This window comes from Anaerococcus sp. C0059F3, assembly GCF_056590475.1.
Genome location: NZ_JBWPWE010000010.1, coordinates 62879 through 88135, shown reverse-complemented (window position 1 = coordinate 88135; position 25257 = coordinate 62879). Strand labels below are relative to the sequence as shown.

Sequence of the window (25257 nt, the reverse complement as noted above, 5' to 3'; positions counted from 1 at the left end):
TCCATAGCTTATTAACATGGATAAAGCTTGAAATATAGAAGACTTTTAAAGATATCCACATTTATACAGGGCCTACTACTAATACTACTAAGTTTAAATAATAGTTAAGGAGCAGCTATGAAATTTGAAATTAAACAAAAAGAACTAATGAAAGCCCTCTCGATCGTAAATAGGGCAGTATCCAAATCTACCAATATCCAAATCCATGAATTAATATACTTTTCTACAGAAGATAATAGACTTTCAATGACTTCATTTGATGGAGAAATCTCTATCAAGACCCTAGCCGATGCAAAAATCCTAGAAGAAGGGGTTATGGCAGTTAAGGCCGATTTAATAACTAATATTATAAGAAAGCTTCCAGATGAGTTAGTAAAAATAGAATTGGATTCTGGTAAGATTAAGATTTCTTGCAAGAGATCTAATTTCAACCTTGTTGCCTTTGAATATTTTGATAAGGAAGAAATCAAGGTTCCAGACACAGTAGCTTTATTAATAGATAATGACAAGCTAAAAAGATCAATAAGCCAGACAGAATTTGCCACAACCCTAGATGAGACCAAGCTTGCCCTAACAGGTATCCTTTTTGAACTAAGAGAAGGGGCTTTGAATATGGTAGCCCTTGATGGTTACAGGGTTGCCCTAAAGAAAATCAAGCTAGATTATCCTGGGGATTTTGAAAATACTGAATACATCATACCCAAAAGATCGCTTTTGGAATGGTCAAGGATAGTTTCTGATGAGTCCAAGACTTCTTTATATAGGAATGAAAACGACCTAATGTTTGTATCTGAAGACACTACTATGCTATGCAAGGTAATAGATAAAAACTTTATCGACTACAGAAATATCATCAACGATATCTCAGAAACATCAGTTATAGTAGAAAAATCTGCCCTAAATGCTGCCCTTGATAGGGCCCAAGTCTTATCTGATCCTGGTAGGGCAAACCTAATCCGCGTTAATATTGAAGATAGGGCCATGACTTTAAGGTCAAATTCTGAAATCGGAGATGTTAAGGAAGTTATAGAAATCGATCAAGAAGGCGAAGGCCTAGATATAGCTTTCAATGCAAAATACATGCAAGATGGGGTAAGGGCTTGTGATAGTGAGAAAATCAAATTGAATTTTAAATCAAGCCTAAATCCATGTTTGATTTACCCAACAGATTCCAAACACGAGGGCGAGGATTATACTTATTTGGTTCTCCCAGTAAGGCTTGCTAGGTAAGAAGATGGAAATATTAGAATTTGAAACAAGTGAAATAAGGCTTAAGGACCTCCTAAAGGCAACTAATTTGCTACCTTCGGGAGGCTTTGCCAAGCATATAATAAGGGAAGAAGGCGTCCTTATAAACGACGAGCCTTGTTATATAGCAGGTAAGAAAATCCACCCAGGAGACCAGGTCGTCTTTGACGGTGTGAAGATAATAATCAAATAATGTGGATTCAGGATATAAAATTATACAATTTTAGGAATTATTTTTACGAGTCGGTTGTTTTTAATGAATCAACCAATATCTTTATCGGTGATAATGCCCAGGGAAAGACAAATTTGCTCGAGTCTTGCTATTACCTAGCCAATGCCACATCCTTTAAGAAATTAAGGGATAAGGACATCATAAATTTTGGCCAGGAAAAGATGGAATTATCAGGCACCATCAGAAAGGGCAGATCTTTCAAAAAAGTCCTAATCAGGGTCGAAGGAGCCGATAAGAATATTTTTGTAAATGAAGTAGAATATAAGAGGAACAAAGATTTAAAATCGCTTTTTAAACTAGTCTTATTCACACCAGAAGACCTAAGCATTATCAAGGAAGGACCCAATCTCAGGCGAGATTTGTTGGATGAGATAATAACTTCCATTGATTTTTCTTATGCAAAGGTCAAAAAAGACTACGACAAGATTTTGTTCGCGAGAAATAAACTACTAAAGAATAAATCGTCCTCATATTTTAATGAGCAACTCGATGCCTTTGATAGGTCCTTAGTCAAAGAAGGTTATAGGATTTATAGGTCAAGGCTAAAGTTTGTAAAGTATGTAGAAAAATATGCCCAGGATTTTCAAACAGTCCTCACAAATGGAGGAGAAAAGCTAGAAATAGACTATCTGCCAGACATAAGTGCGGATTCTATGGAAGAATTTTATAAAAAATTCAGGGAGAAAAGAGATGAGGACCTAAGATATCAAAGTACCCAAGCTGGCATCCACAGGGATGATATAATAATCAAAATCAACGGAAAAAATACGAGGCTCTTTGCCTCCCAAGGCCAACAGAGATCGGCTATTATCAATATAAAGCTAGCTGAAGTCAAGCTTTTGAGGGAGATAAGTGGGGATAGGGCTGTGATTTTGCTTGATGACGTGTTTTCGGAACTAGATGAGACTAGGAGCAAGTTTCTTTTGGAAAACCTAGCCGATTACCAAACTATAATCACAGCTACCAATACCAAAAGCTTGGAAAATGTTTCGGCTGATAAGATTTCCTATATTAAGGATGGCAGGATTAGAAAGGATAAATATGACAGAAAACAATTATGATGCCGGTAATATCAGGGTCTTAGAGGGACTAGAACCCGTTAGACTAAGACCTGGTATGTACATCGGCTCAACAAGTTCAAGAGGACTCCACCATCTTGTTTACGAGGTTGTTGACAACTCAGTAGACGAGGCCCTAGCTGGTCGTTGCGACTACATAAAGGTAGTGATTGATAAGGATAATGTGGTAACAGTAGAAGATGACGGTTCAGGTATTCCAGTTAAGGAACACCCAACAACCCATAAATCAACACTCGAGACAGTTCTTACAGTCCTCCACGCAGGTGGTAAGTTCGACGACTCTGCCTACAAGGTTTCCGGAGGTCTTCACGGCGTTGGTGTATCAGTAGTAAACGCCCTTTCAGAATACCTAATAGCGGAAGTAAAAAGAGATGGCCACATCTACAGGATGGAATTTGCCAGAGGCGAGGTCACAAAAGATATAGAAGTAATAGGTGATACAAACGAGACAGGTACAAAAATCACCTTTAAACCAGATGCGGAAATTTTTGATACTGTAATTTTTGAAAGATCTATCCTAGAAAATAGGTTTAGAGAAATGGCCTTCCTTAATAAGGGAGTTGAAATCCGTTTTGAAGACCAAAGAGAAGACTTTAAGACTTCCTTTAAGTTTGAAGGAGGAATTTCAGAATTTGTTGCCTTTTTAAACCGCAACAAGGATCCTATAATGGAAATGATCCCTCATTTTGATGGGGTTCAAGAAGGCGTTGAAGTTGAATTTGCCTTCCAATATACAGACGGCTATAGCGAAAATATTTTATCTTATGCCAACAATATCCAAACTCCAGAGGGCGGTACCCACCTTTCAGGCCTTAGGACATCACTTACAAGAACTGTAAATGACTATGCCAGAAAATACAATTTCATAAAAGACAACGAGGAAAACCTCCAAGGCGAGGACATCAGAGAGGGTATTACAGCCATTATTTCTGTTAAGATTTCTGATCCACAATTTGAGGGCCAAACCAAGTCCAAACTCGGAAACTCAGAGGTAAGGGGAGTTGTAGATTCTTATGTATCAGAGCACCTCACAGCTTTCCTTGAGGAAAACCCAAAACCAGCCAAGTCTATAATCGACAAGGCCCTTGCAAGTAGACGTGCAAGAGAAGCTGCAAGAAAGGCAAGAGATCTCACAAGAAAAAGGTCAATCCTTGATTCTGCAACTCTTCCAGGCAAGCTTGCCGACTGCCAATCAACAGATATCGGTGAAAATGAAATCTTCATAGTCGAGGGTAATTCTGCGGGCGGATCTGCCAAAGGTGGTAGAGATAATAGAATCCAAGCCATTCTCCCACTTAGGGGAAAGATCATGAACGTAGAAAAAGCCCACCTTGATAAGGTTTTAAATTCAGAAGAAATTAAAAATATGATAACAGCCTTCGGTACAGGCATTGGCAAGGAATTTGACATATCAAAACTCCGCTACGGTAAGATTATCATCATGACAGATGCGGACGTGGACGGGGCTCACATTAGGACCTTGCTCCTCACTTTCTTCTATAGGTACATGAAAGATTTGATTGACGAAGGTCACGTTTATGTTGCCCTTCCACCTTTATACAGGATTAGTCAGGGCAAGAAGGAAAGATATGTATATTCCGACGATGAAAAGGATAAGTACATCAAAGAACTAGGCGATGCTTCCTTTAAGATCAATAGGTATAAGGGTCTTGGTGAGATGAACGCCGAACAGCTTTGGGAAACAACAATGGATCCAGATAGGCGAGTGCTTTTAAGAGTAGAAGAAGACTTGGAATCAACAACCACAGACGATACATTCTCACTATTAATGGGAGAAAAAGTTGAGCCTAGACGTAACTTTATCCAAGAAAATGCCAAGTACGTTACTGATATAGACGTATAGGAGGCTTAAATGACAGAAAATCAAAACATAATTAATATAGACCTCGAAAAAAAGATGAAGACATCTTATCTTGAATATTCGATGTCTGTAATAGTATCAAGGGCCCTACCAGATGTCCGTGATGGACTAAAGCCTGTTCACAGGAGAATCCTCTACGGTATGCAACAGCTGGGCCTTGATCCAAATAAACCAACCAGAAAATCAGCCAGGGTTGTCGGCGATGTAATGGGTAAATTCCACCCACACGGTGACTCTGCAATTTACGATGCCCTAGTAAGGCTTGCCCAAGACTTTTCAACCAGGTATCCACTAGCCCAAGGCCAAGGTAACTTTGGTTCTATAGATGGGGATGCGGCAGCTGCCATGCGTTACACAGAAGTAAGGATGAGCAAGATTGCCAAGGAAATGCTAAGAGATATAAACAAGGATACAGTAGATTTTGTTCCAAACTTCGATGGCGAAGAGATGGAGCCATCTGTCCTTCCATCAAGGTTTCCAAATCTTTTAGTCAATGGGTCAAATGGTATAGCAGTAGGTATGGCAACCAACATGGCCCCACACAACCTAGGCGAAGCAATCGACGCTTGCATTGCCTATATGAAAAATCCAGAAATTGATATTGATGACCTAATCAAAATCATTCCAGGACCAGATTTCCCAACCGGTGCCCTTATTTTAGGTAAATCCGGCATCAAAGATGCCTACATGACAGGCAGGGGCAAGATTAAGCAAAGAGCGGTTGCTAGAATCGAACCATTTAAGAAAAACAGGGAAAGAATAATAATTTCAGAAATTCCTTACCAAGTCAATAAGGCAAGGCTAATTGAAAAAATCGCTGACCTTGTTAAGGAAAAAAGAGTAGATGGTATTTCTGATATCAGAGATGAATCTGACAGAAAGGGTATGAGGATAGTTGTTGAAATCAAGAGAGATTCCAACGCAAATATTGTTCTAAACAACCTCTATAAATACACCCAATTAGAAAACACCTTTGGCATCATAAACCTAGCCCTAGTTAACGGTGAGCCAAAGATTTTAAATCTCAAAGAACTAATCGAATACTATGTTGACCACCAAAAAGAAGTGGTAACCCGTAGGACAAACTTCGACCTTTCAAAGGCTCGCGAGAGAAAACACATAGTCGAAGGTTTGATTATTGCCATTGACCACATAGATGAGATAATAAAAATCATCAGGTCATCTTATGACAATGATCAAATCAAAAAGATTTTCTTTGAAAAGTATAAATTATCAGATGCCCAATCTCAAGCCATTTTGGATATGCAATTAAAACGCCTATCAGGTCTTGAAATTGAAAAGCTAAATGCAGAAAATAAGGAACTTGCAGAAACAATTGAGTATCTTCTTTCAATCCTAAATTCTGAAGAAAATCTTATTAATTTAATAATCGATGAAATTAGTGAAATCAAGGATAATTACGCTGACGAAAGACGTACAAAGATTGTTCCAGATGAGGGAGAATTTGATGTAACTGAACTTATCGAAGAAGAAGATGTTTTGATATCCCTAACAAAGGATGGATACATCAAGAGACTTCCAATTGATACTTACAAGGTTCAAAATAGGGGTGGAAAGGGAATTGCGGCCGGCAATACCAAGGAAGGCGACTTTATCAAAAAGATAGCCACAACAAATACCCATGAAGATTTATTATTCTTCACATCCTTTGGTAAGGTCTATTCTCTTGAAGCCTACAAGATTCCAGAAGGATCTCGTACTTCACGTGGCCAGGCAATAATAAATATCCTAAACCTAGAGTCAGGCGAAAAGATTACAGAAATGATTACCCTTTCTGAACTTGGTAAAAATAGCCAACTAGTCCTTCAAACCAAAGACGGCCAAATCAAAAAGACCGATGCAGAAAACTTCACCAACATCAGAAGAAACGGCATTATAGCAATTTCTCTAAGAGAAGGAGATAAGCTAATTTCTGTAAGGCAGATTGAAAAGGACGAAGAATTAATTATTTCGACCCAAAATGGTATGACCATTCAGTTTAATACAAAAGACGTTAGGACCATGGGCAGGACTGCTATTGGTGTCAGGGCAATCAAGCTTGATAAGGATGATGAAGTTGTAAGCATGAATATCAAGGGCGAAGAGACCTATCTTTTAGTTGTGACAAGAAATGGCTTTGGCAAGAAGACATCTTTCAACAACTTCAAGAACCAAAACAGGGGAGGCAAGGGCGTAAGGTGCCACAAAGTCAACGATAAAACAGGAAAAGTTGTTGACACCCTTCCAGTAGACCTTGATACAGATATAATGATGGTATCTAAAAAAGGTGATATGATTAGGCTAGCAGCCAGAGATGTTTCAACCACAGGTAGGTCCACCATGGGCGTTAAGCTTAAAAACCTTGCAAGCGAAGATGATGCTATAGTTTCAGTTACAACCTATGACAATATGTTGGAAGATGAGGAAAAAGATGTTTGAAAGTAAGATTTACGACAAGGAAAAATTTCTCCTAATAGAAGTGAAGGGTGATCTTGATATCTATTCAGAAGACGAATTTAGAAGCTTCATCGAAAAAGAAATCGAAGGGGCCGACAAGGATATGGTCATAGATATCAAAGACCTTGACTACCTTGATTCAACAGGGCTTGGCCTTTTTATGAAAATTTATAAAATCGCCAAGGAAAAAGACAAGACCGTTTCCATAATAAATCCAAAGGAAAATATCTTAAAACTTTTTAAAATTACAGACCTAACTGATGTCTTCAATATGGAGTAGCCATGGATAAGATAAGTATAAAAATACCTGCCAACAAAAAATACCAAAAATCAGTGAGACTCTTTGTGGCAGGCCTTGGCTCAGAAATGGGTTTTAATATAGAACAAATTGAGGATCTGAAGGTCCTAGTTAGCGAGGCTATAAACTACAAGATGGACCAAGATGGTTTAAATCTAAACTTTCTTGTGGGAGAAGAATCCTTATCTCTAGAAGTAGCTGGCAAGGATAAAAATGACGATGCCAGAGCCCTTGCTATGAGAGATGCAATCCTCGCTGCTCTTGCGGATGAAATTGAAACCGAAGGCGAGCTTTTGAGAATAACAATGAGGAAGACTCATGCCTAAGCCAAATGCCAGCCAAGAGTATAAGGACGAAATAAATAAAAAGTTTGAGGAATTCCACAAGACCCGTGATAAGAAATTGAGGGACGAATTAATCGAAGAGCATATGTATATAGTTGATATTTTATCTAACAAATACGTGGGCAAGGGAATCGAAAAAGACGACCTCTACCAGGTGGCAAGCCTAGGGCTTATCAATGCTGTAGACCGCTTTGACCCATCTAAGGGCTATGCCTTTTCGTCCTTTGCAACACCTACAATTATGGGTGAGCTTAAGAGATATTTTAGGGACAAGGGCTGGGTCATAAGGGTGCCAAGGCGTATCCAAAACCTTTATAAAAAGATAAATGTGGCCAAGAAAGTCCTCCCCCAAGAACTCCAAAGAGTCCCAACCATAGCTGACATCGCAGACTACCTAGGAGAAGACGAGGAAACCATCCTTGAAACCATGGAAGCAAGCAAGGTCTACACTCCTCAATCACTGGATATGAAATACACAGTCCAAAAAGGGGAAAATGCAATTGACCTTTCTGAAATAATCGGAGAAGAGGATAAAAATTTCGATTCGATCGAGCTTAAGGATTTGATTGAAAAATCAAAGGAAAGGCTTACCGACCTTGAAAAAGAAATCCTAGAACTCAGGTATTACGAAGGCAGGACTCAGGTAGATATAGCAGAAAGCCTCGATATAAGCCAGATGACTGTATCAAGACTTGAAAAAAAGATTTTAAACAAGTTTTCTATAGAGTTTGAAAGGATGGCTGAATAATGGGAAAAGATAAGAAAAATTATCTTCTAATCGGCCTTGGCCTTTTAATCCTAGGCTTAGTTTTAGGAAGTTTATCTAATGTGCCAGACCTTGCAAGGGGAATCTTAACAGGTCTTGGACTTGGATTTCTAATCCTAAGTACGGGTATAGAAGATAAGTGCAAAAGAAAATATATTTAATATGAAGCTCTTTCCAGAAATGGGAGGAGTTTTTTTATGGGAAATTTGCTAAAGTGGGTAAAAATATGGAAAAGAGAGGAGTTTTTATGAACAATTTTACTTACGACATCGGAACAAGGATTCATTTTGGTACAGACGCCCTAGATTACATAGGCGAAGAGGCAAAAAAATACTCAGACAAAATTCTTTTGACCTACGGTGGTGGGTCAATCAAGAGAAATGGAGTCTATGACAAGGTTATAAAAGAACTTGAGGGTGCAGGAATTGAAATTTATGAACTTTCAGGAATTCAGCCTAACCCAAGAATAGACTCTGTCAGAGAAGGAGTCAGGATAATCAAGGAAAATAAAATCGGGGCTATCCTTGCTGTTGGTGGGGGGTCAACCATAGACGCAGCCAAATTTATGGCGGCAGGTGCTTGTGCCGATTTTGACCCATGGGAATTTATTTCAAAAGGAAAGCCAATGAGCCCAGCAATCCCACTTTTGACAGTCCTAACCATGGCAGCAACCGGGTCTGAAATGGACTGTGGTGGTGTAATTACAAATCCAGAAACAAAGGAAAAATTATCTTCAGGCCATGCCGACACCAGGCCAAAGGTATCTTTCCTAAATCCAGAACTCACCTACACAGTTCCAAAATTCCAAACAGCGGCAGGTTCTGCAGATATTTTATCCCACATTTTTGAAACCTATTTTAATATTGACGGAACAATGTTTATGCTTGATAGGATAATGGAAGCCTTGATGAAAACTGTCATCAAATACGGACCAATAGCCATAAAAGACCCAGAAAATTACGAAGCCAGGGCCAACCTCATGTGGGCTTCATCTTGGGCCATCAATGACTTCATTTCAGATTCATCCAAGGCAGCTTGGACAGTTCATCCAATCGAGCACGAGCTTTCAGCCTTTTATGACATAACACACGGTCTAGGACTTGCAATCCTTACTCCAAGGTGGATGGAATATTGCTTAAGCGAAAAAACTGTCCACAAATATGTAGACCTCGGTGTAAATGTATTTGACCTTGATAAGAACCAAGAACCTATGGAAATAGCTAGACAAACAATAGAAAAAGTTAGGGGATTTTTCTTTGAGGACCTAGGTCTTGATTCAAATCTCACAAAAATCGGCATAGACGAAGAACACTTCGAAGAAATGAGCACCAAGGCTTGTGGCAAGTCCGGAGTCAAAAAAGGCTTCATAGACCTAAGACCAGCAGATGTGAAGAAAATATATGAAATGTGCCTAGAAGACTAGGAAAATATGAAAATTTATAATATTTTCGACAAGTTGGATTTCTCCGAGGACAGCGAAATTGAAGAAACAATTTTTGAAAATGACCAGGTAAAAATAATTAGAATTTGCTCTCTTGACCAGGCTACGGATTTTTATGACCAAGACCAGTTAGAGATTGTAAAAATTGTAAAAGGCAGGGCGAGCCTTGAAATCGAGGGGGAGGTTTTAGACCTTAAAGAAGGCGACATCCTCCCAATCCATTCCCATCAAATCCACAGGGTCCTAAGCCAAGACCATGCAGTTTGGCTTTGCATTTTCCTAAAATAATTCAAAAAAAAGACTAATATAAAATCTCTAAAGATATTGTATTAGTCTTTTTTTTCTAATTTTTCATTTTCGTAACAAATGTTACTGATAATCATTATCTATCGATGTATAATAATCATAAGGAGTGATAGTATGAAAATTGATATAAATGATGTTGTCTACGACCTAATTAAAGATAATGATAAACTAAAGAAAGACCTTATAAGCCTTGGTTTTACAGGCCTTAACAATCCTTTGATGCTTAATAGCTTGGGAAAGAAAATGACTCTTAAGCGTGGGGCCAAGATGATGGGGATTAAGGATTATGAAAAAAAACTAGCCGACCTTGGCTATGACTTGTACGATTCATCAGAAAATCCTGAAGTTTTGGAGAGAAAAAAATTAATTAAATCCTACCTTCAGAGATTATCATCTGGCGAAGATTTGGAAGATGTGAGGGCTGATTTTAAGAAAAATTTCGAAGGAGTTTCGTCTTCTGAAATCATGGACGCAGAAGAAGAACTCTTGGAATCTGGCATGGATAAAGAAGAAGTCAGAAAACTCTGCGATGTCCATTCTGCCCTATTCCATGGCGAAACACACGAAGAGAAAAATCCTTCAGCCTACGAGGAAGGTTCATTTTTGGATTATTTTGCTAAGGAAAATGATGAAATCAAAAAAATCCTAAAAAATGCAAAACAATCCCTAGAAAATGACCAAGACCTAGGAGAAGACATCTACAAGGTATTTAACCATTACAGAAAGAAGGGTGATTTGATTTATCCAATCCTTAAGGCCAAATACAACAAACCAGGTCCATCAGATGTCATGTGGGCAGTTGATATTGATATAGCAAATAATTTTAAAAAAGCTATGAAACTTAAGAAGAAAGACCTAGCTTTAGAGGCAATAAACAGGGCTGAAGAGATGACCTACAAGGAAGAAAATATTCTCTATCCTTTGGCATTCGAAACTATAAGCGATAAAGACTTTAATTTGCTTTATAAAGACCTTGCCGATTATGACCACAACCTTGTTTCCTATAAGAAAGCGGAAGATAAAAAAATAAATGATTACGCAGATGGATATATAAATTTTGCCAAAGGAAAAATGAGGGTCGACCAATTAGAGGCCATGCTAGATACTTTGGAAATTGAAATAACCTATGTTGATGAAAATGACATTAGTTCTTATTACAACGATCACAAGGGAAAGAAGGTCTTCAAAAGGCCAGAATCATCACTAGGAAGGGAAGTTTATTACTGCCATCCACCTCAGGTTGAGCCAATTGTAAGGAATTTAATAAAGGAATTTAAAGAAGGCAAAAAGGATAATTTCAAACTGGTAAAAAACATTAAAGGTATAGACTTTGCTATTTCCTACTATGCAGTAAGGGATAAGGACGGGGTTTACAAGGGAGTCCTAGAAACAGTCCAAGACCTAAGTTTTTATAAAGAATATCTAAATAAATAAAAGAGAGGCCGACTAGGATTTTAGTCGGTTTTTGCGTGCAAATTTATAATTTATGATATAATAATAACAAGACTAGAAATTAATGGAAAAAAACCAAGGGAGGAAATATATGATTTGTAAAAAATGCGGCCAAGAAAACAAAGACGGGGCCAAAGTTTGCGAGTCTTGCGGGGCAAGTCTTGTAGAAGAAGCTGACAATCAAAAGATAAAAATCTCTAAAGAAGAAAGTAGGAAGCGTACTGAAAGACAAAGGCAAAGATCAAAAGACAGGGATCTTATGACCTACGGCCTAATCCTAGGATCCGTAATGGCTTTTGCAGTTATTTTTATAGTCCTATCTTATTTCTTTAAGCTCGGAGCTCAAAGGGAAATGGCTAGTAATGATAAGCAAGAAACAGCTATAGAAGAAAATGTAGAACTTTACGAAAAGGCTCTTACAACAAGTGATGAAAAGATAAAGGAAAAAGACTACAAAAAAGCTATAGAAATCCTAAAGGCTATTCCAGAAGAAGCTAGCGATTATCATAAAAAAGCCCAAGAAAAACTTGATGAAATCGAAAGCCTAGTAATAGAAGACATCAAAAAGGCAGTCACAGATGAGGACTACAAGGAAGCAAGAAAACTTGCCAACACCTACACAGACCTCTTGCCAGATTCTAAAACCCTAGCAGATGTTAATGAAAAATTAAAAGGCGAAAATGTAAGCATAGCTGACCTTGGACTAGAAGAAGAAAAAACTGATAAAAAAGAAGAATCAGAAGAAAAGACAAGCAAAGATAAAGAAGAAGATACTGATAAATCTAGCGACAAAGATGCAAAAACAGATAGCAAAGAAGACGCTAAGGAAGCCAGAGCCAACAGGAGAGAATTAGCAGAAAAATATGACCTTGAACAACTAAGGGCAACAAACTCCTACGGCCAAAACGGCAACCCAGCCTACACAGACATCTACAAGGAAGCAGACTTCCTAAACAAAGACCTAAAAATCGACGCCAACATGGGAGAAGTTAGAACCGAACCAAACCTAAACTCAGGAGTAGCAGGCTACGTCAACAACGGCGACAAAGTCCACTGCGAAGAAGTAGTAAACGACGGCGGCAGATACTGGCTAAAAATCGAAAAGGGCTGGATATCTTCAAAACTAATAACAGGTGAATTCAGATAAAATCAAAGCTCAGCGATAAGCTGGGCTTTTTGCTTTTGGATATATTTATAAATTTTGAAAAAAATATAGATATGGTATAGTAATCCCATAAACAAATAAGGAGAAATGTATAGATGATTTTATAAGCAATATGGAAATTGATACTGATTGTGCTAAGGCTTTGCCTTGGTGTGTTTTGGTATGCCATATTGTGGATAAGATTATTCTTTTTAGGATAGGTCTGTTCACTAGGGACGGACTTTTTTTGTGAAAATTTATATAATTATAGGAAAATAGAATATTATTCATAAGTGGCATATCGTCCGAGGAGGATATATGTTACAGATTAAAAATTTAGGAATTAATTTAATTAAAGATGATAGAAAATTATTAGAAAATTTTGACCTCGCCCTCAACCCGGGAGACAAGGTCGGCCTAATTGGAGAGGAAGGCAATGGCAAGTCAATTCTCTTAAAGACAATAATTGATAGGAAAAGTGTTGAGAATTACGCTCAAATTAGTGGAGAAATATACAAAAAAGAAGAAATTATTGGATACCTCCCCCAAAGTCTTGATGAGAATTTTTTTGAAATGACAGTAGAGGCCTACATGAACCAAGTACTTGATATAAGCCTGTTAGATTACAATAAGTTTTATAAGTATCTAGATCAATTTGGCCTTGATGAATACCTCGTTTTTGGCAAATTAAAACTAGGGGACCTTTCAGGTGGGGAGAGGATAAAAGCCTTGCTTGTGTTTGAACTCTTAAAAGAGCCGACCGTTTTTTTATTTGACGAGCCGACTAATGATTTAGACTTAGAGTCGGCAAGCTTTATTACAAAAATTATGAAAGATATGAAAATCCCCTTAATTTTTGTATCTCACGATCCAGAGCTTTTAAGGAAAGTCGCTAATAGGATTGTTCATTTGGAGCAAGTTCACAGACGACAAATCCCTAGACATACGGTTTTTAACGGGCTTTATGATCTTTATATTAGGGAAAGAGAAAATCAAATACGAATTCAGACTGCCAGGGCAAATAAGGACAGGGAAGAATTTGCCAAGAAGGCGGAAAGGTATAGAAAAGTCTACGATTCTGTAAATCATGCAATTAATGCTACAAAAAATGATATTGAAGGCAAAAATCTAAAGGATAAGATGTCTAGTGTAAAATCGCTTGGAAAAAGGCTTGATAAGGAAAAGGAAAATCTTACAAAAAGACCTGATTTTGAAGATTCGATAGGAATATTTTTCGATGAGAATATCGATATTCCCAATTCAAAAGTGGTTTTGGATTTGAAATTGGATAAGCTTTTGGCGGGAGAAAAAATTTTATCTAAAAATATTGAGCTGAAAGTAGTAGGACCTGAAAAAATATGCATAATTGGGAAAAATGGTGCTGGCAAAACTAGTCTTCTTAAGGAAATTTACAAAAATCTTTCAAGATCTAATCTTAAAATAGGATATATGCCCCAAGATTATTTTGAATACCTTATAGATTCGGAAACACCAATCTCCTACCTTGCAAAACAAGATAGCAAGGATGAAAAAATCAGGGTTTCAAATATTCTTGGCAGCTTAAATTTTGCAAGGGAAGAAATGGAAAGAAGCCTTAAGAGCTTATCAGGCGGTCAAAAAGCCAAGGTATTTTTTGCAAAAATGAATATGGAAGGGGATCAGGTCCTAATCCTCGATGAACCAACAAGAAACCTATCTCCTCTTTCCCAGCCGGAAATAATAGCAAGTCTAAAAGCCTATAAGGGAGCGATTATCGCTGTTTCCCATGATAGGGATTTTATTGAAAAAGTTTTTGATAAGGTTTATGAACTTGATTATTCTGGACTCAGGAAGATAAAATAAAGCACAAGAAGACGAGTGGTTGCTCGTCTTTTTGTGCTTATAGATGCGAATTTTAAAGGAATGGTCTAATCCAATTATGTTTTTGGAGGAGAATTTATTTTTTAGGGCAAATATTTTGATTAAATAGGGAAAAAATTTGGTATAAATTTATTAAAGACAAAAATAAAGGAGATCTTATGGCTATTGATTTACTTGTGACCCTTGATGAAAATTATATAGAGCAGATGAAAGTTCTCATGACTTCGATTTACATATCTAATCCTGGTGAAAATTTTAATATTTATCTAATTCACAGCGGGATTTCTAATGAAAAGCTTGATGATTTAGAAAATGACTTGGCAAAATTTTCTTACAAATTTTTCCCTATAAAGGCGGAGGATGGGCTTTTTTCTTCGGCCAGGGTGACTGATCGATATCCCAAGGAGATGTATTATAGGCTTTTGGCAGGGGAACTTTTGCCAAAAAATCTTAAAAAAATCCTCTATATAGACCCAGATATTTTGGTTATTAATTCTTTAAAAGAAATTTGGGAGACAGATATAAGAGAATTCCTTTTTGCGGCTGCAAGCCATACAGGAAAGACCGATATGGCCAATAATGTAAATAAAATCCGCCTAGGAACAGATACAGATTATTATAATTCAGGCTTTCTTTTGATAAATTTGGACATGGCCCGAAAGGAAATTGTCCCTGAGGAAATTTTTGCCTATGCAGATGAAAATTACAAAAATTTATTACTCCCGGACCAAGACATCTTAAATGCCATGTACGGAGACAAAATTTTGCCCCTTAAGGATTCGATTTATAATTATGATGCGAGAAATTATTCCACTTACCTATTTAAAAGTAAGGGAGAGGAGGACTTAGCCTGGGTAATGGAAAACACAGTAGTCCTTCATTTTTGTGGAAGGGATAAGCCTTGGAAGAAGAATCACAGAAGTAGGTTTACTGCCCTTTATAGGCATTATATGAATCTTAGCAAGAGGTATTTGTCTTAGTAGATTATTGATGATTTTTAAAGTCTAATAATTTTATGGCAGTATTTAATTACAATTTTTTACAAGTAAAAAAGACGGGGATTTTTATTTCTCCGTCTTTTACTTTGCAAATTTTTAGTTTTCTCCAGTATACATAGTAGATGCGCCTGGGTAGAGTTTGCCTAGTTCGTCAAAGACTAAGCCGATGTCGCCGAAGCCTGTTTCTTCTAGGCGTTTTTGGGCCCTGGTGTAGGCTAGGTCTATGTCTTTGTTTGGTATTTTTTCTACGATTTTTTTGTCAAATTCGTAGTGATTTACCATGGCATCTTTTAAGGCTTCGTAGTCTCTTTCGTTTGATCCAAATTTGATTAGGTCTTTGTAGTCTTCTGGATCTGCAGCGCCTTCTTCCCCATCTTCTTCGTTTGAACTTCCTGTGAGGATTTCGCATGCCTTTTCTACGTAGTCATCATAGTAGGCTAGTGGGTCTTCTTCGTAGGCTTCGTGGAAGGCATCTTCGATTTCCTTGTCGGTGAAGGACCAGATTGTGTCATAGTCTGCTCCGTTTTCTACCATGAGATTTCTTTCCCATTGGAATTTATCACCGATTAAATCTTCTGGAGATTTTTTCCAGTAGTATTTTGATTCGATTGATTTTAGTGGGAATTTGAGGGATTTTTCTGGATATTCGTTTGCTAATTCTTGGAAGAAAAAGTCTTTTACATCCCAATAGCCAGTTCTTTCGCTCATTTTCTCACATTTTTTATAAAGTTTTACAAGATCGTCTCCGTCTAGCTTTCTAGCAAGTGATGGGGCAAATTCACCCATATCTACCATGAGTTTTTTGAGGTTATCTCCTGTTGCTTGCCATTTTTCATCATCTTTTTGCTCATCTTCAGATTTTTCTTTTTTATCTTCTTCTTTTTGTTCATCTTCTAGATTGACTTTGCCGTCTAGGGCCTTGGCTATGGTTTCTTCAGAAACTTTTGACTCAGGAAGGTCAGAGTCCTTGCATCCTGTTATTACAAAGCCTAGGGCGAGGGCTAGGATTAGTGCTTTTCTATTCATATTTCCGTCCTTTTTATTTCAGTTATTAATAAGTTTATATATTCCATCATACCATTTTTGCTATCTTTTATAAAGTAGACCTTAAAAGTGTAAGAAATTTTTAAAGAATTTTTTAAAATTATTACAAAATTGTAACCTTTTTGTTGCATTTTACCCGAAAATATTATATAATAGGTATAGATTTTACAATAGATAAGAAATGCCTGTAATTAAATTGTAATAAAGAGAGGGAAAAGACAATGAAAAAAATTAATAAAACTGTCCTGCTCGCCTCGACATTATTTATAACTTCCGCTATCAACCTAGCTGATAATGCCTATGCTAATGAGGATGAAAAATTATTTGTCAAAGAGAGCGTGGATAAGCTTAGCGAGGATAGTGAAGCTGTTGATAAAACCCAGGAAATAGAAACAAAGTCATATACAAATTTAGATTCTATTGATAAGGAACCAAGCCTTGAAGATCCTGATGTTCCTGTGGAAAATGATGACAAGGCTCCTGTAGAGTCTTTGGACCAAGCTATCATGGAAATTTCTGAAGAAAATCCAAAAGAAAATACAAATGACGAAAACACCAAAAAAGAAAGAATTCCTGGAGTTATATATTATGACAATGAGAGTCTAGATAATCTTATTAAGGAAGCTAAAAACACTTCTAAAGAAGTAAGCGAACTCCAAAACGAACAAACAAACCTAGATGAAGAAAATTATTATACAGGTAATGCTGGTGGTTATTTTGTAAAAAATAATAACAAGCTTAATTATTACAGGAATAATAAATTAGTTAAAAACGCCAATATCATGGTAAATGGTAGGATTTATAGGGCTGGCAAGACTGGTACTATTTCAAAACCTAAAAACAGATGGCTAAATATTGGCAATGATATATATTACAACGATAGTAAGGGTAATATCTTAAAGGGTATTAGCCAAATCGGAAAGCAAAAGTTCTATTTCTCAAATGATGGTGTTCTTCAGAGAAATAAAAAAATCATTACCGAAGGTGTTTACTACGAGGTAGACAGGGTAGGTAAGATGAATACTGCCCCAAATAGGTGGGTAAATGTCAACAATACCGTCTATAGAACCCTAGCCGATGGCAAACTTGCCAAGGGTGTAACTAGGATAGGTAATAAGGACTATATGTTTGGCAAGGATGGGGTTCTTCAAAAAAATAAGAAGATGATCCTTTCAAATAAATATTATGAAGTTGACCAAGCGGGCGTTGTTACAAACCCTAAGAATACTTGGTTTGCCCTTGAAGGCATAACCTATAGGACTTTAGCGGACGGTTCTCTAGCTAAGGGACCAGTTGAAATCAACGGCAACTCCTATGTATTTAACTACAATACTGGCGCTATGATAACTGGTAGACCTTCAATTACCAACGGATTATATTTCAATATAGACAATAAAGGTATAGCAACAACTGTAAAAGACGATTGGGTAACATACGAAGGAAAGACCTTCCACACCAACTCTGCAGGCTATGTTCAAAAAGGTCTTTGGGAAATCAACGGCAACCTATATTTCTTTAATGACAACGGAATGATGGTTAATTCTACATTCAAGCAAAATGGTATAATATATAAGACCGACGAAAAGGGAATAGCAAGAATTTCTGGATATGAAGTAGTAGGTGATAGAAGCATCGACTCTACAATAGAATGGATGTTTAAGGCTAAAAACAGCGGAATGACATACCATATGGGTCACCTAAGGAAAACAGAAAAGGCAGCTGACTGCTCTTCTGCGGTATTTAGGGCTTTGATTTACGGAGGATTCTTAAAATCAGATGCCTATGTAGGCAATACAGAAACCCTATTTTCTATGGGAGATAAGGGCGATGTAATGTATGAAATACGTCCAGACGAGATTGACTACGGTGATATTTTCGTAGCAGGAGTTCCTGGCAAGTCACTTGGGGAAGGCGGCCACACAGGCTTTATTCTAAATAAAAATCAGGACACAATTATCCACATGAACTACTCAGGTAACGGCGTTACAGTAACACCAAGAGTAGGAAACATGGGCGATAAGTCAGGAAGACCTGTAAAATATTACAGACTTAAAAATGCAAAATCCAACAGGACCTTTGTAAACAAAAAATAAGATGAATATTAAGAAAACTAGGCAATTTTGCCTAGTTTTTTTGTGGAAACTTTTCAAAATTAGATCAAAAACTCTTTTAAAATTCAATTTAAATATAAAAAAATATTTAAAAATCAACATTTCGGGTATAAATATAGGGTACACGTTTTTTAATGATATAAAAATAAAAAGGAGAATTTATGAGTGAACAAGGAAATAAAGATCAAAAAATGACTAAAAAAAGCCTCTTAGGCAAGGCCCTACTTTTGATAGTGGCCATCCTTTGGGGGTCTTCTTTAACTGTGGTCAAGGTTGCTCAAGAGACCTTTAGACCAAATATGATTTTAGCGATTAGGTTTACAGTATCAGCCCTAATCTTATCTATAATTTTTTGGAAAAAATTAAGAGAAATGACAAAGGACGATATGAAAAGCGGCCTTATAATAGGGATATTTTTGTTTTTGGCCTATTCAGTCCAAACCATTGGTGTTGGTTACACTGATCCAGGTAGGTCTGCATTTTTATCAGCTTCTTACTGCGTAATAGTGCCATTTTTGGCATGGTTTGCTATGAAGAAAAGACCTGATAAATTTAATATGATAGCCGCAGCCTTTACTATAGTAGGAATCTACTTTGTATCTATGGCAGGTGGTGATGGCGGATCAGTCTTTGACCAAGGCAAGGAAGCCATCATGGGTGACGGTTTTGCCCTCCTATCAGGACTATTATTTGCAGCCCATATAGTTGCTGTAACAAAGCTATCCAAGGACAAAGACCCTATTTTGATGACCATCCTTCAATTTATAATGGCGGCTGTTCTTTCTATAATAGTGACTTTGGTATTTGAAGATAATTCTGCTATAGTTTTAACTAAGAAAGCTGTCCTTGAAGTAGGCTACCTTGCAGTAATGTGCACAACTGTGGCCCTTTTATTACAAAATATTGGCCAAAAATTTGCTACAGCATCTTCAGCTGCCTTAATTTTGGCAACAGAATCTATTTTTGGTATCCTAATCCCAGTCTTTATGGGAATTGAGTCCTTGACTAGGAATAAGATTATAGGTTTCATCCTAATTTTCATAGCCATCCTTATTTCTGAAACCAAACTAAGCTTTTTAGGTTTTGGTAAGGATGATGATAAGGCTAATGAAAAATTAGGAGAAAAAGAAAAGGCAAATTCTTGATTACAAATAGGATCAAAATCCCAGTTCAAACTGGGATTTTTTCTTGCCTTTAAAGGGCAAGTCTGTGTAAAACTTTGTGAATATCTTGATTTATGCAAAAATCTTTAAAATAATTTGTGAATAATATACTATAAAAAGAATAGTCCCTTTTTGGTCTTGATAAAAATGAACAAAGGATTTCCTTCTTATGATAATGAGGTTTATCACTCTAAAGCCTTATCAAAAAGTGAAAGAAGATACAAATAAAATAACATTCTTCTTGATATAAAGATAAGGTCATGCATAAATATAAACTTAGATAAAAATAAATACAATAAATAGCCTTGACAAAATCACATTAGCAGGATAAAATAATAAACTATAAAAGCTAAATAATTTTTAGGGGGAAAACAATGAAAATGAAAAGAATATTCTCGACCATGATGGCTCTTGGCCTTGCAGCTACACTTGCTGCCTGTGGTGGGGATGATGCTAAAAAAGATGATGCTGCTGAAAAGAAAGACGATCAAGCAGTAGATAAAGCAGAAGATAAAAAAGACGATAAAGACGCTGCTGATGAGAATGCTCTTTCTGATGATGAAAAGGCAGAACTAGAAGGCTTTGAAAAACAAACCGCAGATGATACCCTAGTTGTAGGTACTTCTGAAATGAGCGGGGACTTTTATGGTTCTTGGTCAAATAACTCATATGACGTTAAGGTTAGACGCTACATAGGTACAGAAGGCAATAACGCCTACCTAACAATGGTTCAAGACGAAGGCGGCCAATGGCAAGCAAATATGACTGTTCTTGAAAAAGAACCAGAGACAGTTAAGAATGCAGATGGTTCAGAAACAACCACTTTTACAATCAAAAAAGATTTGAAGTGGTCAGACGGACAGCCTATCACAGCTGATAACTACTTATTTGACATGCTTTTCCATACTTATCCATCTTATCAATTGGTAACTGGATCTTTCACTATAGGTTCAGATTCTGTTAAGGGATATGAAGCCTATAAAGCAGGTGATGATGATAAGTTTGAAGGTCTTGAAAAAGTTGATGATTACACATTTAAGGTAACAACTGATGCTTCTTATTTGCCTTATTATGAATCTGCCTTCTTAAAACAAGTTATGCCTTTCCCAATCCACGCTATCTCTGATAATATAGCAGTAGCTCCAGAAGGAAACAAGATAGTTGCTAAAGACGGATATGAGCCAACAGAAGAAGAAAAGAAAAAATATATAGAAAATATCGACGCTCAAATAGCTAAATCAAACGAAGATTTCAATGAACAAACTCCAGCTCCAGCTGATGATGCTTCAGAAGATGAAAAGAAATCCTATGATGAGGCTAAAAAAGCTCACGATGAAGAAGTTAAAAAACTTGAAAGCCGTAAATCAGGCGATATTGATGCAACAAGCATGCTAATTGAAGAAGCTATGCAAAAAGAATTCAATGAATATAGGATTAAGCCAACAGTTTCCTGTGGACCATACAAGTTTGATTCTTACGAAAACAACATGGCAAGGCTTAGCCTAAATGAAAACTACGCTGGCAACTTCAAGGGCGAAAAAGCAACTATTCCACATGTAATAGTTCAATATGTAAATAGTAAAATCGCAATCGACCTACTAGAAAATGGTGACATCGACCTTTGGGAATCAGAAGCTGAAGGTGCTCTAATCGATCAAATGAGAGCTGCGGCAGATGAAGGTAAGATCGGTGGTTACAATACATTCGAAAGAAATGGTTATGGTAACGTAGTATTCCTAACAGACAGGGGAGCTACAAAATATAAAGAAGTAAGACAAGCTATTGCTCACTTGATGGATAGGAACTCTTATGTTCAATCCTTCGCAGGTGGCTACGGTGTAGTTACAAATGGTATGTACGGTACAAGCCAATGGATGTATAAGGAAAGAGGAGCTGACCTTGAAGCAAGCCCAGACTTTAACAAGTACACCCTAAACCTAGATAAGGCAAATGAACTATTAGATGCTACTCCTTATAAATTTGAAAAAGATGGCAAAACTCCATGGGATAAGGCAAAAGCTGACGAAGAATATTCAAAGAACCCAGACGGTTTTGACTATTATAGGTACGATGAAACAGGTAAGAAACTTCAAGTTAACCAATACGGTTCTGATGAATCTCCAATTACAACCCTAATCTCAAACCAAGTACCAGTAAATGCTAAGCAAGTTGGTATGGAATACAATGTAACAGCAGGATCTTTTGCTACCCTCCTTGATTACTACTATCACCCAAAAGATGACGCTGAATATACAGTATTCAACATGGGCTTAAGTTTTGGTACACCATTTGATCCATGGTTCCAATATAACTCAAAAGGATCTGACAACATGACAAGGACCAACGATCCAAAGGCTGATGAATTAACAGTCAAACTACGTCAGACAGACCCAGATGATAAGGAAGGCTACCTAGATACTTGGGAAGAATTTGAAAAATGGTACAACGACTACCTACCAGAAATCCCACTATATTCAAACCAATACCACTCAGGCTACACTGCAAGGGTTAAAGGCTTTGATATCAACACACCAGTTTGGGAATCTGAATATCAAATCAACGCAATGAGTTTAGATAATAGCAAAAAATAAAAACCCTAACAAGATTAAGTACACAGCAAAGCAAGGATTTATCCTTGCTTTTGTTGTGGGAAAATTTTTGGACAGGCATTCAAATTCATAAATAAGACTGGGTTCTAAGGAAATTGGAAAATAGAATTGAATCAAAGGTTGAAAATGAAATCAATATTGATTAGGAAATTAAATAGACAATAAAATCCTAACTGACTTGAAAAATAAGAAATTAAATAAAATAGAATAAAATTTAAATAAAACCAAAGGGTGGAAAATCCCAGGCAAAATTTTGAAAATATAGGAATTATTTCCTGTATATTATTCAAGGTAATTCATTTTAAAAACTAGCTCCATATTCTACTTAAAATTAGATTTTGAAAGAATTGACAAATATGACTTCGTTATATGTTTAATTAGGTAGAGAGATAAGCAGAATTGAAAGAACTTCCATAAAAATTTAACAAAGTCCTTGAAAATCTGACAAGATATAAGAATAATTATTCATAAAACTGAAAAGCTAAACGCTCTAAAACTTGACAAAAACGGTTTAATAGGATAAAATACTATACTATAAAAAGTTACTTAATTTTTAGGGGGAAAACTTATGAAAATGAAAAGAGTATTTTCATCACTTATGGCCTTAGGCCTTGCAGCAACCCTTGTTGCATGCGGTGGAGATAAGGCAGAAGATGCCAAAGAAAAAACAGACGACAAGGCAGCAGAAGCTCCAGCTGATAACAAAGAAGCTCCAGCTGAAGGCGAAGAAGGCAAGGAAGACGAAAAAGCTGAACTTGAATCTTTCGACAAACAAACTGCTGATGACACCCTGGTAATCGGTGCTGTTCAAGAGTTTAACGGAGACTTCTTACAAGGTTGGACAAACAACTCTATGGACGTTAAGGCAAGAAGATTCCTAGGTATCGAAGGAAACAACGGTTATGGAACAGTTGTTCAAGACGAAGGTGGTCAATGGATTAACAACATGACCGTTCTTAAAGAAGAACCAGAAACAGTTAAAAATGCTGATGGATCTGAAACAACAACCTACAAGATTAAAGAAGACCTAAAATGGTCAGATGGTACACTAATCAACGCTGATAACTACCTATTTGGTTCACTTCTTCACACCTATCCATCATACCAATTAGTAACAGGTTCAACATCAATCGGTGATGACTCACTAATGGGATATGAAGCATACAAAAATGGTGATAAGGATACATTTGATGGTCTTAAGAAGATTGATGATTACACATTTTCTGTAACAGTAGACGCATCATTCCTACCATACTACGAAGAAGCTGCTCTTAGGGGATATGGTCCTTACCCAATCCACGCTGTAAGCGAAAACCTTGCTGTTGCTCCAGAAGGTAACAAGATTGTAGCAAAAGATGGTTACCAACCAACAGAAGAAGAAAAGAAAAAATACATCGAAAACATCGATACTCAAATCGCTAAGAATAAAGAAGACTTCGAAGAAAACAATCCAGCACCAGCTGACGATGCTAACGAAGACGAAAAGAAAGCTTACGAAGAAGCTAAAAAAGCTCACGATGAAGATATAGCTAAACTTGAAAAGAGAAAAACAGGTGACGTTGATCCAACAAGCATGCTTATCGAAGATGCTATGCAAAGAGAATACAACGAATACAGAATCAACCCAACTGTAACAGCTGGACCATACAAGTTTGACTCATTCGGAAACAACATGGTTAGAATGAGCATCAACGAAAACTACGCTGGTAACTTCAAAGGCGAAAAACCAAGCATTCCACACGTAATTCTTCAATACGTAAACAAAAATATCGCAATCGACCTACTTGAAAACGGCGACATCGATATTTGGGAAGCTGAAGGTGAAGGCCCACTAGTTGACCAAATGAGAGCTGCAGCTGACGAAGGCAAAATCGGTGGCTACAACACATTTGAAAGAAATGGTTATGGTAACGTAACATTCCTAACAGACAGAGGAGCTACAAAATATAAAGAAGTTAGACAAGCTATCGCTCACCTAATGGATAGAAATAACTTCGTACAATCATTCGCAGGTGGCTACGGTGTAGTTACAAATGGTATGTACGGTACAAGCCAATGGATGTACAAAGAAAGAGGAGCTGATCTTGAAGCTAATCCAGAATTCAAGAAATATCAATTAAACCTTGATGAAGCTAACAAACTTCTTGATGCAACACCATTCACATTCGAAAAAGATGGTACAACTCCATGGGATAAGGCAAAAGCTGATGAAGAATTTGCTAAAAACCCAGATGGATTTGACTACTATAGATATGATAAAGATGGTAACAAACTTCAAGTTAACCAATACGGTTCTGATGAATCACCAATCACAACATTAATTTCAAACCAAGTTCCAGTAAATGCTAAACAAGTTGGTATGGAATACAACGTAACAGCTGGTTCATTCGCAACCTTACTTGACTACTACTACTATCCAAAAGAAGATGCTGAATATACAGCATTCAACATGGGTACTGGATTTGGTACACCATTCGATCCATGGTACCAATACAACTCAAAAGGATCTAACAACACAACAAGGACAAACGATCCAAAAGCTGACGAACTTACAGTTAAACTTCGTCAAACAGATCCAACAAAGAAAGAAGAATACCTAGACAACTGGGAAGCTTTCCAAATGTGGTACAACGACTATCTACCAGAAATTCCTCTTTACTCTAACCAATACCACACAGGTTATACAAAGAGAGTTAAAGGATTCGACATCAACACACCAGTTTGGGAATCTGAATACCAAATCAATGCCATGAGCATCGAAAAATAAGAATAAAATTTAAAGGCAGGGCCATACGGCCTTGTCTTTTTTTGTGAATATGGAAT

Annotated in this window: 20 protein-coding genes; 19 read left to right on the top strand and 1 reads right to left on the bottom strand. The window is 37.0% G+C overall.

The window, feature by feature from the left end; genetic code table 11:
- Positions 1–117: 117 nt before the first annotated feature.
- From dnaN to AC1EJ5_RS07570, 15 genes are all read left to right on the top strand, one after another.
- On the top strand, positions 118–1230 hold the full coding sequence (gene dnaN, locus AC1EJ5_RS07640; RefSeq protein ID WP_479815544.1) for a DNA polymerase III subunit beta: 1113 nt from the start codon (positions 118–120) through the stop codon (positions 1228–1230).
- A 4-nt stretch (positions 1231–1234) separates the two neighbouring features.
- Positions 1235–1441 (top strand): RNA-binding S4 domain-containing protein, encoded by a 207-nt coding sequence (locus tag AC1EJ5_RS07635; RefSeq protein ID WP_223418366.1) that lies wholly within the window; start codon positions 1235–1237, stop codon positions 1439–1441.
- Positions 1441–2541: a DNA replication/repair protein RecF gene (recF, locus tag AC1EJ5_RS07630; protein WP_479815542.1), complete on the top strand. Its 1101-nt coding sequence runs from the start codon at positions 1441–1443 to the stop codon at positions 2539–2541. Before AC1EJ5_RS07635 ends, recF begins: the two co-directional genes overlap by 1 nt.
- Positions 2522–4423, top strand: a complete 1902-nt coding sequence (gyrB, locus tag AC1EJ5_RS07625; protein ID WP_308748555.1) for a DNA topoisomerase (ATP-hydrolyzing) subunit B — start codon at positions 2522–2524, stop codon at positions 4421–4423. The genes recF and gyrB overlap by 20 nt, the downstream gene beginning before the upstream one ends.
- A gap of 9 nt (positions 4424–4432) precedes the next feature.
- A complete protein-coding gene (gene gyrA, locus AC1EJ5_RS07620) occupies positions 4433–6880 on the top strand; it encodes a DNA gyrase subunit A (protein WP_479815540.1) in 2448 nt (815 codons plus the stop codon).
- Entirely contained in the window at positions 6873–7178 is a 306-nt protein-coding gene (locus AC1EJ5_RS07615; protein WP_223418372.1) for an STAS domain-containing protein, read from the top strand. Before gyrA ends, AC1EJ5_RS07615 begins: the two co-directional genes overlap by 8 nt.
- Before the next feature lie 2 nt (positions 7179–7180).
- Positions 7181–7522 carry an ATP-binding protein gene (locus AC1EJ5_RS07610; protein WP_479815538.1) on the top strand — a complete coding sequence of 114 codons (342 nt, stop codon included), beginning with the start codon at positions 7181–7183 and terminating at the stop codon, positions 7520–7522.
- Complete coding sequence (locus AC1EJ5_RS07605; RefSeq protein WP_209772820.1) at positions 7515–8288, top strand: SigB/SigF/SigG family RNA polymerase sigma factor; 774 nt, start codon at positions 7515–7517, stop codon at positions 8286–8288. Before AC1EJ5_RS07610 ends, AC1EJ5_RS07605 begins: the two co-directional genes overlap by 8 nt.
- Positions 8288–8467, top strand: a complete 180-nt coding sequence (locus AC1EJ5_RS07600; protein ID WP_479815536.1) for a hypothetical protein — start codon at positions 8288–8290, stop codon at positions 8465–8467. The genes AC1EJ5_RS07605 and AC1EJ5_RS07600 overlap by 1 nt, the downstream gene beginning before the upstream one ends.
- An 86-nt stretch (positions 8468–8553) precedes the next feature.
- Positions 8554–9729 (top strand): iron-containing alcohol dehydrogenase, encoded by a 1176-nt coding sequence (locus AC1EJ5_RS07595; protein ID WP_479815534.1) that lies wholly within the window; start codon positions 8554–8556, stop codon positions 9727–9729.
- A 6-nt stretch (positions 9730–9735) separates the two neighbouring features.
- The gene (locus AC1EJ5_RS07590) at positions 9736–10035 is read left to right on the top strand and encodes a cupin domain-containing protein (RefSeq protein WP_479815532.1); all 300 of its coding nucleotides are present in this window, start codon (positions 9736–9738) and stop codon (positions 10033–10035) included.
- A gap of 132 nt (positions 10036–10167) precedes the next feature.
- On the top strand, positions 10168–11487 hold the full coding sequence (locus AC1EJ5_RS07585) for a DUF438 domain-containing protein (RefSeq protein WP_479815530.1): 1320 nt from the start codon (positions 10168–10170) through the stop codon (positions 11485–11487).
- A 109-nt stretch (positions 11488–11596) separates the two neighbouring features.
- The gene (locus tag AC1EJ5_RS07580; RefSeq protein ID WP_479815528.1) at positions 11597–12652 is read left to right on the top strand and encodes an SH3 domain-containing protein; all 1056 of its coding nucleotides are present in this window, start codon (positions 11597–11599) and stop codon (positions 12650–12652) included.
- Between the two features lie 315 nt (positions 12653–12967).
- Positions 12968–14491: an ATP-binding cassette domain-containing protein gene (locus tag AC1EJ5_RS07575; RefSeq protein ID WP_479815526.1), complete on the top strand. Its 1524-nt coding sequence runs from the start codon at positions 12968–12970 to the stop codon at positions 14489–14491.
- Between the two features lie 176 nt (positions 14492–14667).
- Entirely contained in the window at positions 14668–15489 is an 822-nt protein-coding gene (locus AC1EJ5_RS07570; RefSeq protein ID WP_311487024.1) for a glycosyltransferase family 8 protein, read from the top strand.
- Positions 15490–15603: 114 nt separating this feature from the next.
- On the opposite strand, the gene AC1EJ5_RS07565 is transcribed toward AC1EJ5_RS07570, so the two are convergent.
- Positions 15604–16533 carry a hypothetical protein gene (locus AC1EJ5_RS07565; protein WP_479815524.1) on the bottom strand — a complete coding sequence of 310 codons (930 nt, stop codon included), beginning with the start codon at positions 16531–16533 and terminating at the stop codon, positions 15604–15606.
- A gap of 239 nt (positions 16534–16772) precedes the next feature.
- Here AC1EJ5_RS07565 and AC1EJ5_RS07560 point away from each other — a divergent pair, with 239 nt between their 5' ends.
- From AC1EJ5_RS07560 to AC1EJ5_RS07545, 4 genes are all read left to right on the top strand, one after another.
- Positions 16773–18644, top strand: coding sequence for a peptidoglycan amidohydrolase family protein (locus AC1EJ5_RS07560; RefSeq protein ID WP_479815522.1), 1872 nt, complete (start codon positions 16773–16775; stop codon positions 18642–18644).
- A 179-nt stretch (positions 18645–18823) separates the two neighbouring features.
- A complete protein-coding gene (locus AC1EJ5_RS07555; RefSeq protein WP_479815520.1) occupies positions 18824–19807 on the top strand; it encodes a DMT family transporter in 984 nt (327 codons plus the stop codon).
- A 392-nt stretch (positions 19808–20199) separates the two neighbouring features.
- The gene (locus tag AC1EJ5_RS07550; RefSeq protein WP_479815519.1) at positions 20200–22416 is read left to right on the top strand and encodes an ABC transporter substrate-binding protein; all 2217 of its coding nucleotides are present in this window, start codon (positions 20200–20202) and stop codon (positions 22414–22416) included.
- A gap of 586 nt (positions 22417–23002) precedes the next feature.
- Complete coding sequence (locus AC1EJ5_RS07545; protein ID WP_479815517.1) at positions 23003–25201, top strand: ABC transporter substrate-binding protein; 2199 nt, start codon at positions 23003–23005, stop codon at positions 25199–25201.
- Positions 25202–25257: the final 56 nt, after the last annotated feature.

Coding starts and splice junctions, on each gene's coding strand:
- dnaN (WP_479815544.1), top strand. CDS start 118: ATGAAATTTGAAATTAAACAAAAAGAACTAATGAAAGCCCTCTCGATC.
- AC1EJ5_RS07635 (WP_223418366.1), top strand. CDS start 1,235: ATGGAAATATTAGAATTTGAAACAAGTGAAATAAGGCTTAAGGACCTC.
- recF (WP_479815542.1), top strand. CDS start 1,441: ATGTGGATTCAGGATATAAAATTATACAATTTTAGGAATTATTTTTAC.
- gyrB (WP_308748555.1), top strand. CDS start 2,522: ATGACAGAAAACAATTATGATGCCGGTAATATCAGGGTCTTAGAGGGA.
- gyrA (WP_479815540.1), top strand. CDS start 4,433: ATGACAGAAAATCAAAACATAATTAATATAGACCTCGAAAAAAAGATG.
- AC1EJ5_RS07615 (WP_223418372.1), top strand. CDS start 6,873: ATGTTTGAAAGTAAGATTTACGACAAGGAAAAATTTCTCCTAATAGAA.
- AC1EJ5_RS07610 (WP_479815538.1), top strand. CDS start 7,181: ATGGATAAGATAAGTATAAAAATACCTGCCAACAAAAAATACCAAAAA.
- AC1EJ5_RS07605 (WP_209772820.1), top strand. CDS start 7,515: ATGCCTAAGCCAAATGCCAGCCAAGAGTATAAGGACGAAATAAATAAA.
- AC1EJ5_RS07600 (WP_479815536.1), top strand. CDS start 8,288: ATGGGAAAAGATAAGAAAAATTATCTTCTAATCGGCCTTGGCCTTTTA.
- AC1EJ5_RS07595 (WP_479815534.1), top strand. CDS start 8,554: ATGAACAATTTTACTTACGACATCGGAACAAGGATTCATTTTGGTACA.
- AC1EJ5_RS07590 (WP_479815532.1), top strand. CDS start 9,736: ATGAAAATTTATAATATTTTCGACAAGTTGGATTTCTCCGAGGACAGC.
- AC1EJ5_RS07585 (WP_479815530.1), top strand. CDS start 10,168: ATGAAAATTGATATAAATGATGTTGTCTACGACCTAATTAAAGATAAT.
- AC1EJ5_RS07580 (WP_479815528.1), top strand. CDS start 11,597: ATGATTTGTAAAAAATGCGGCCAAGAAAACAAAGACGGGGCCAAAGTT.
- AC1EJ5_RS07575 (WP_479815526.1), top strand. CDS start 12,968: ATGTTACAGATTAAAAATTTAGGAATTAATTTAATTAAAGATGATAGA.
- AC1EJ5_RS07570 (WP_311487024.1), top strand. CDS start 14,668: ATGGCTATTGATTTACTTGTGACCCTTGATGAAAATTATATAGAGCAG.
- AC1EJ5_RS07565 (WP_479815524.1), bottom strand. CDS start 16,533: ATGAATAGAAAAGCACTAATCCTAGCCCTCGCCCTAGGCTTTGTAATA.
- AC1EJ5_RS07560 (WP_479815522.1), top strand. CDS start 16,773: ATGAAAAAAATTAATAAAACTGTCCTGCTCGCCTCGACATTATTTATA.
- AC1EJ5_RS07555 (WP_479815520.1), top strand. CDS start 18,824: ATGAGTGAACAAGGAAATAAAGATCAAAAAATGACTAAAAAAAGCCTC.
- AC1EJ5_RS07550 (WP_479815519.1), top strand. CDS start 20,200: ATGAAAATGAAAAGAATATTCTCGACCATGATGGCTCTTGGCCTTGCA.
- AC1EJ5_RS07545 (WP_479815517.1), top strand. CDS start 23,003: ATGAAAATGAAAAGAGTATTTTCATCACTTATGGCCTTAGGCCTTGCA.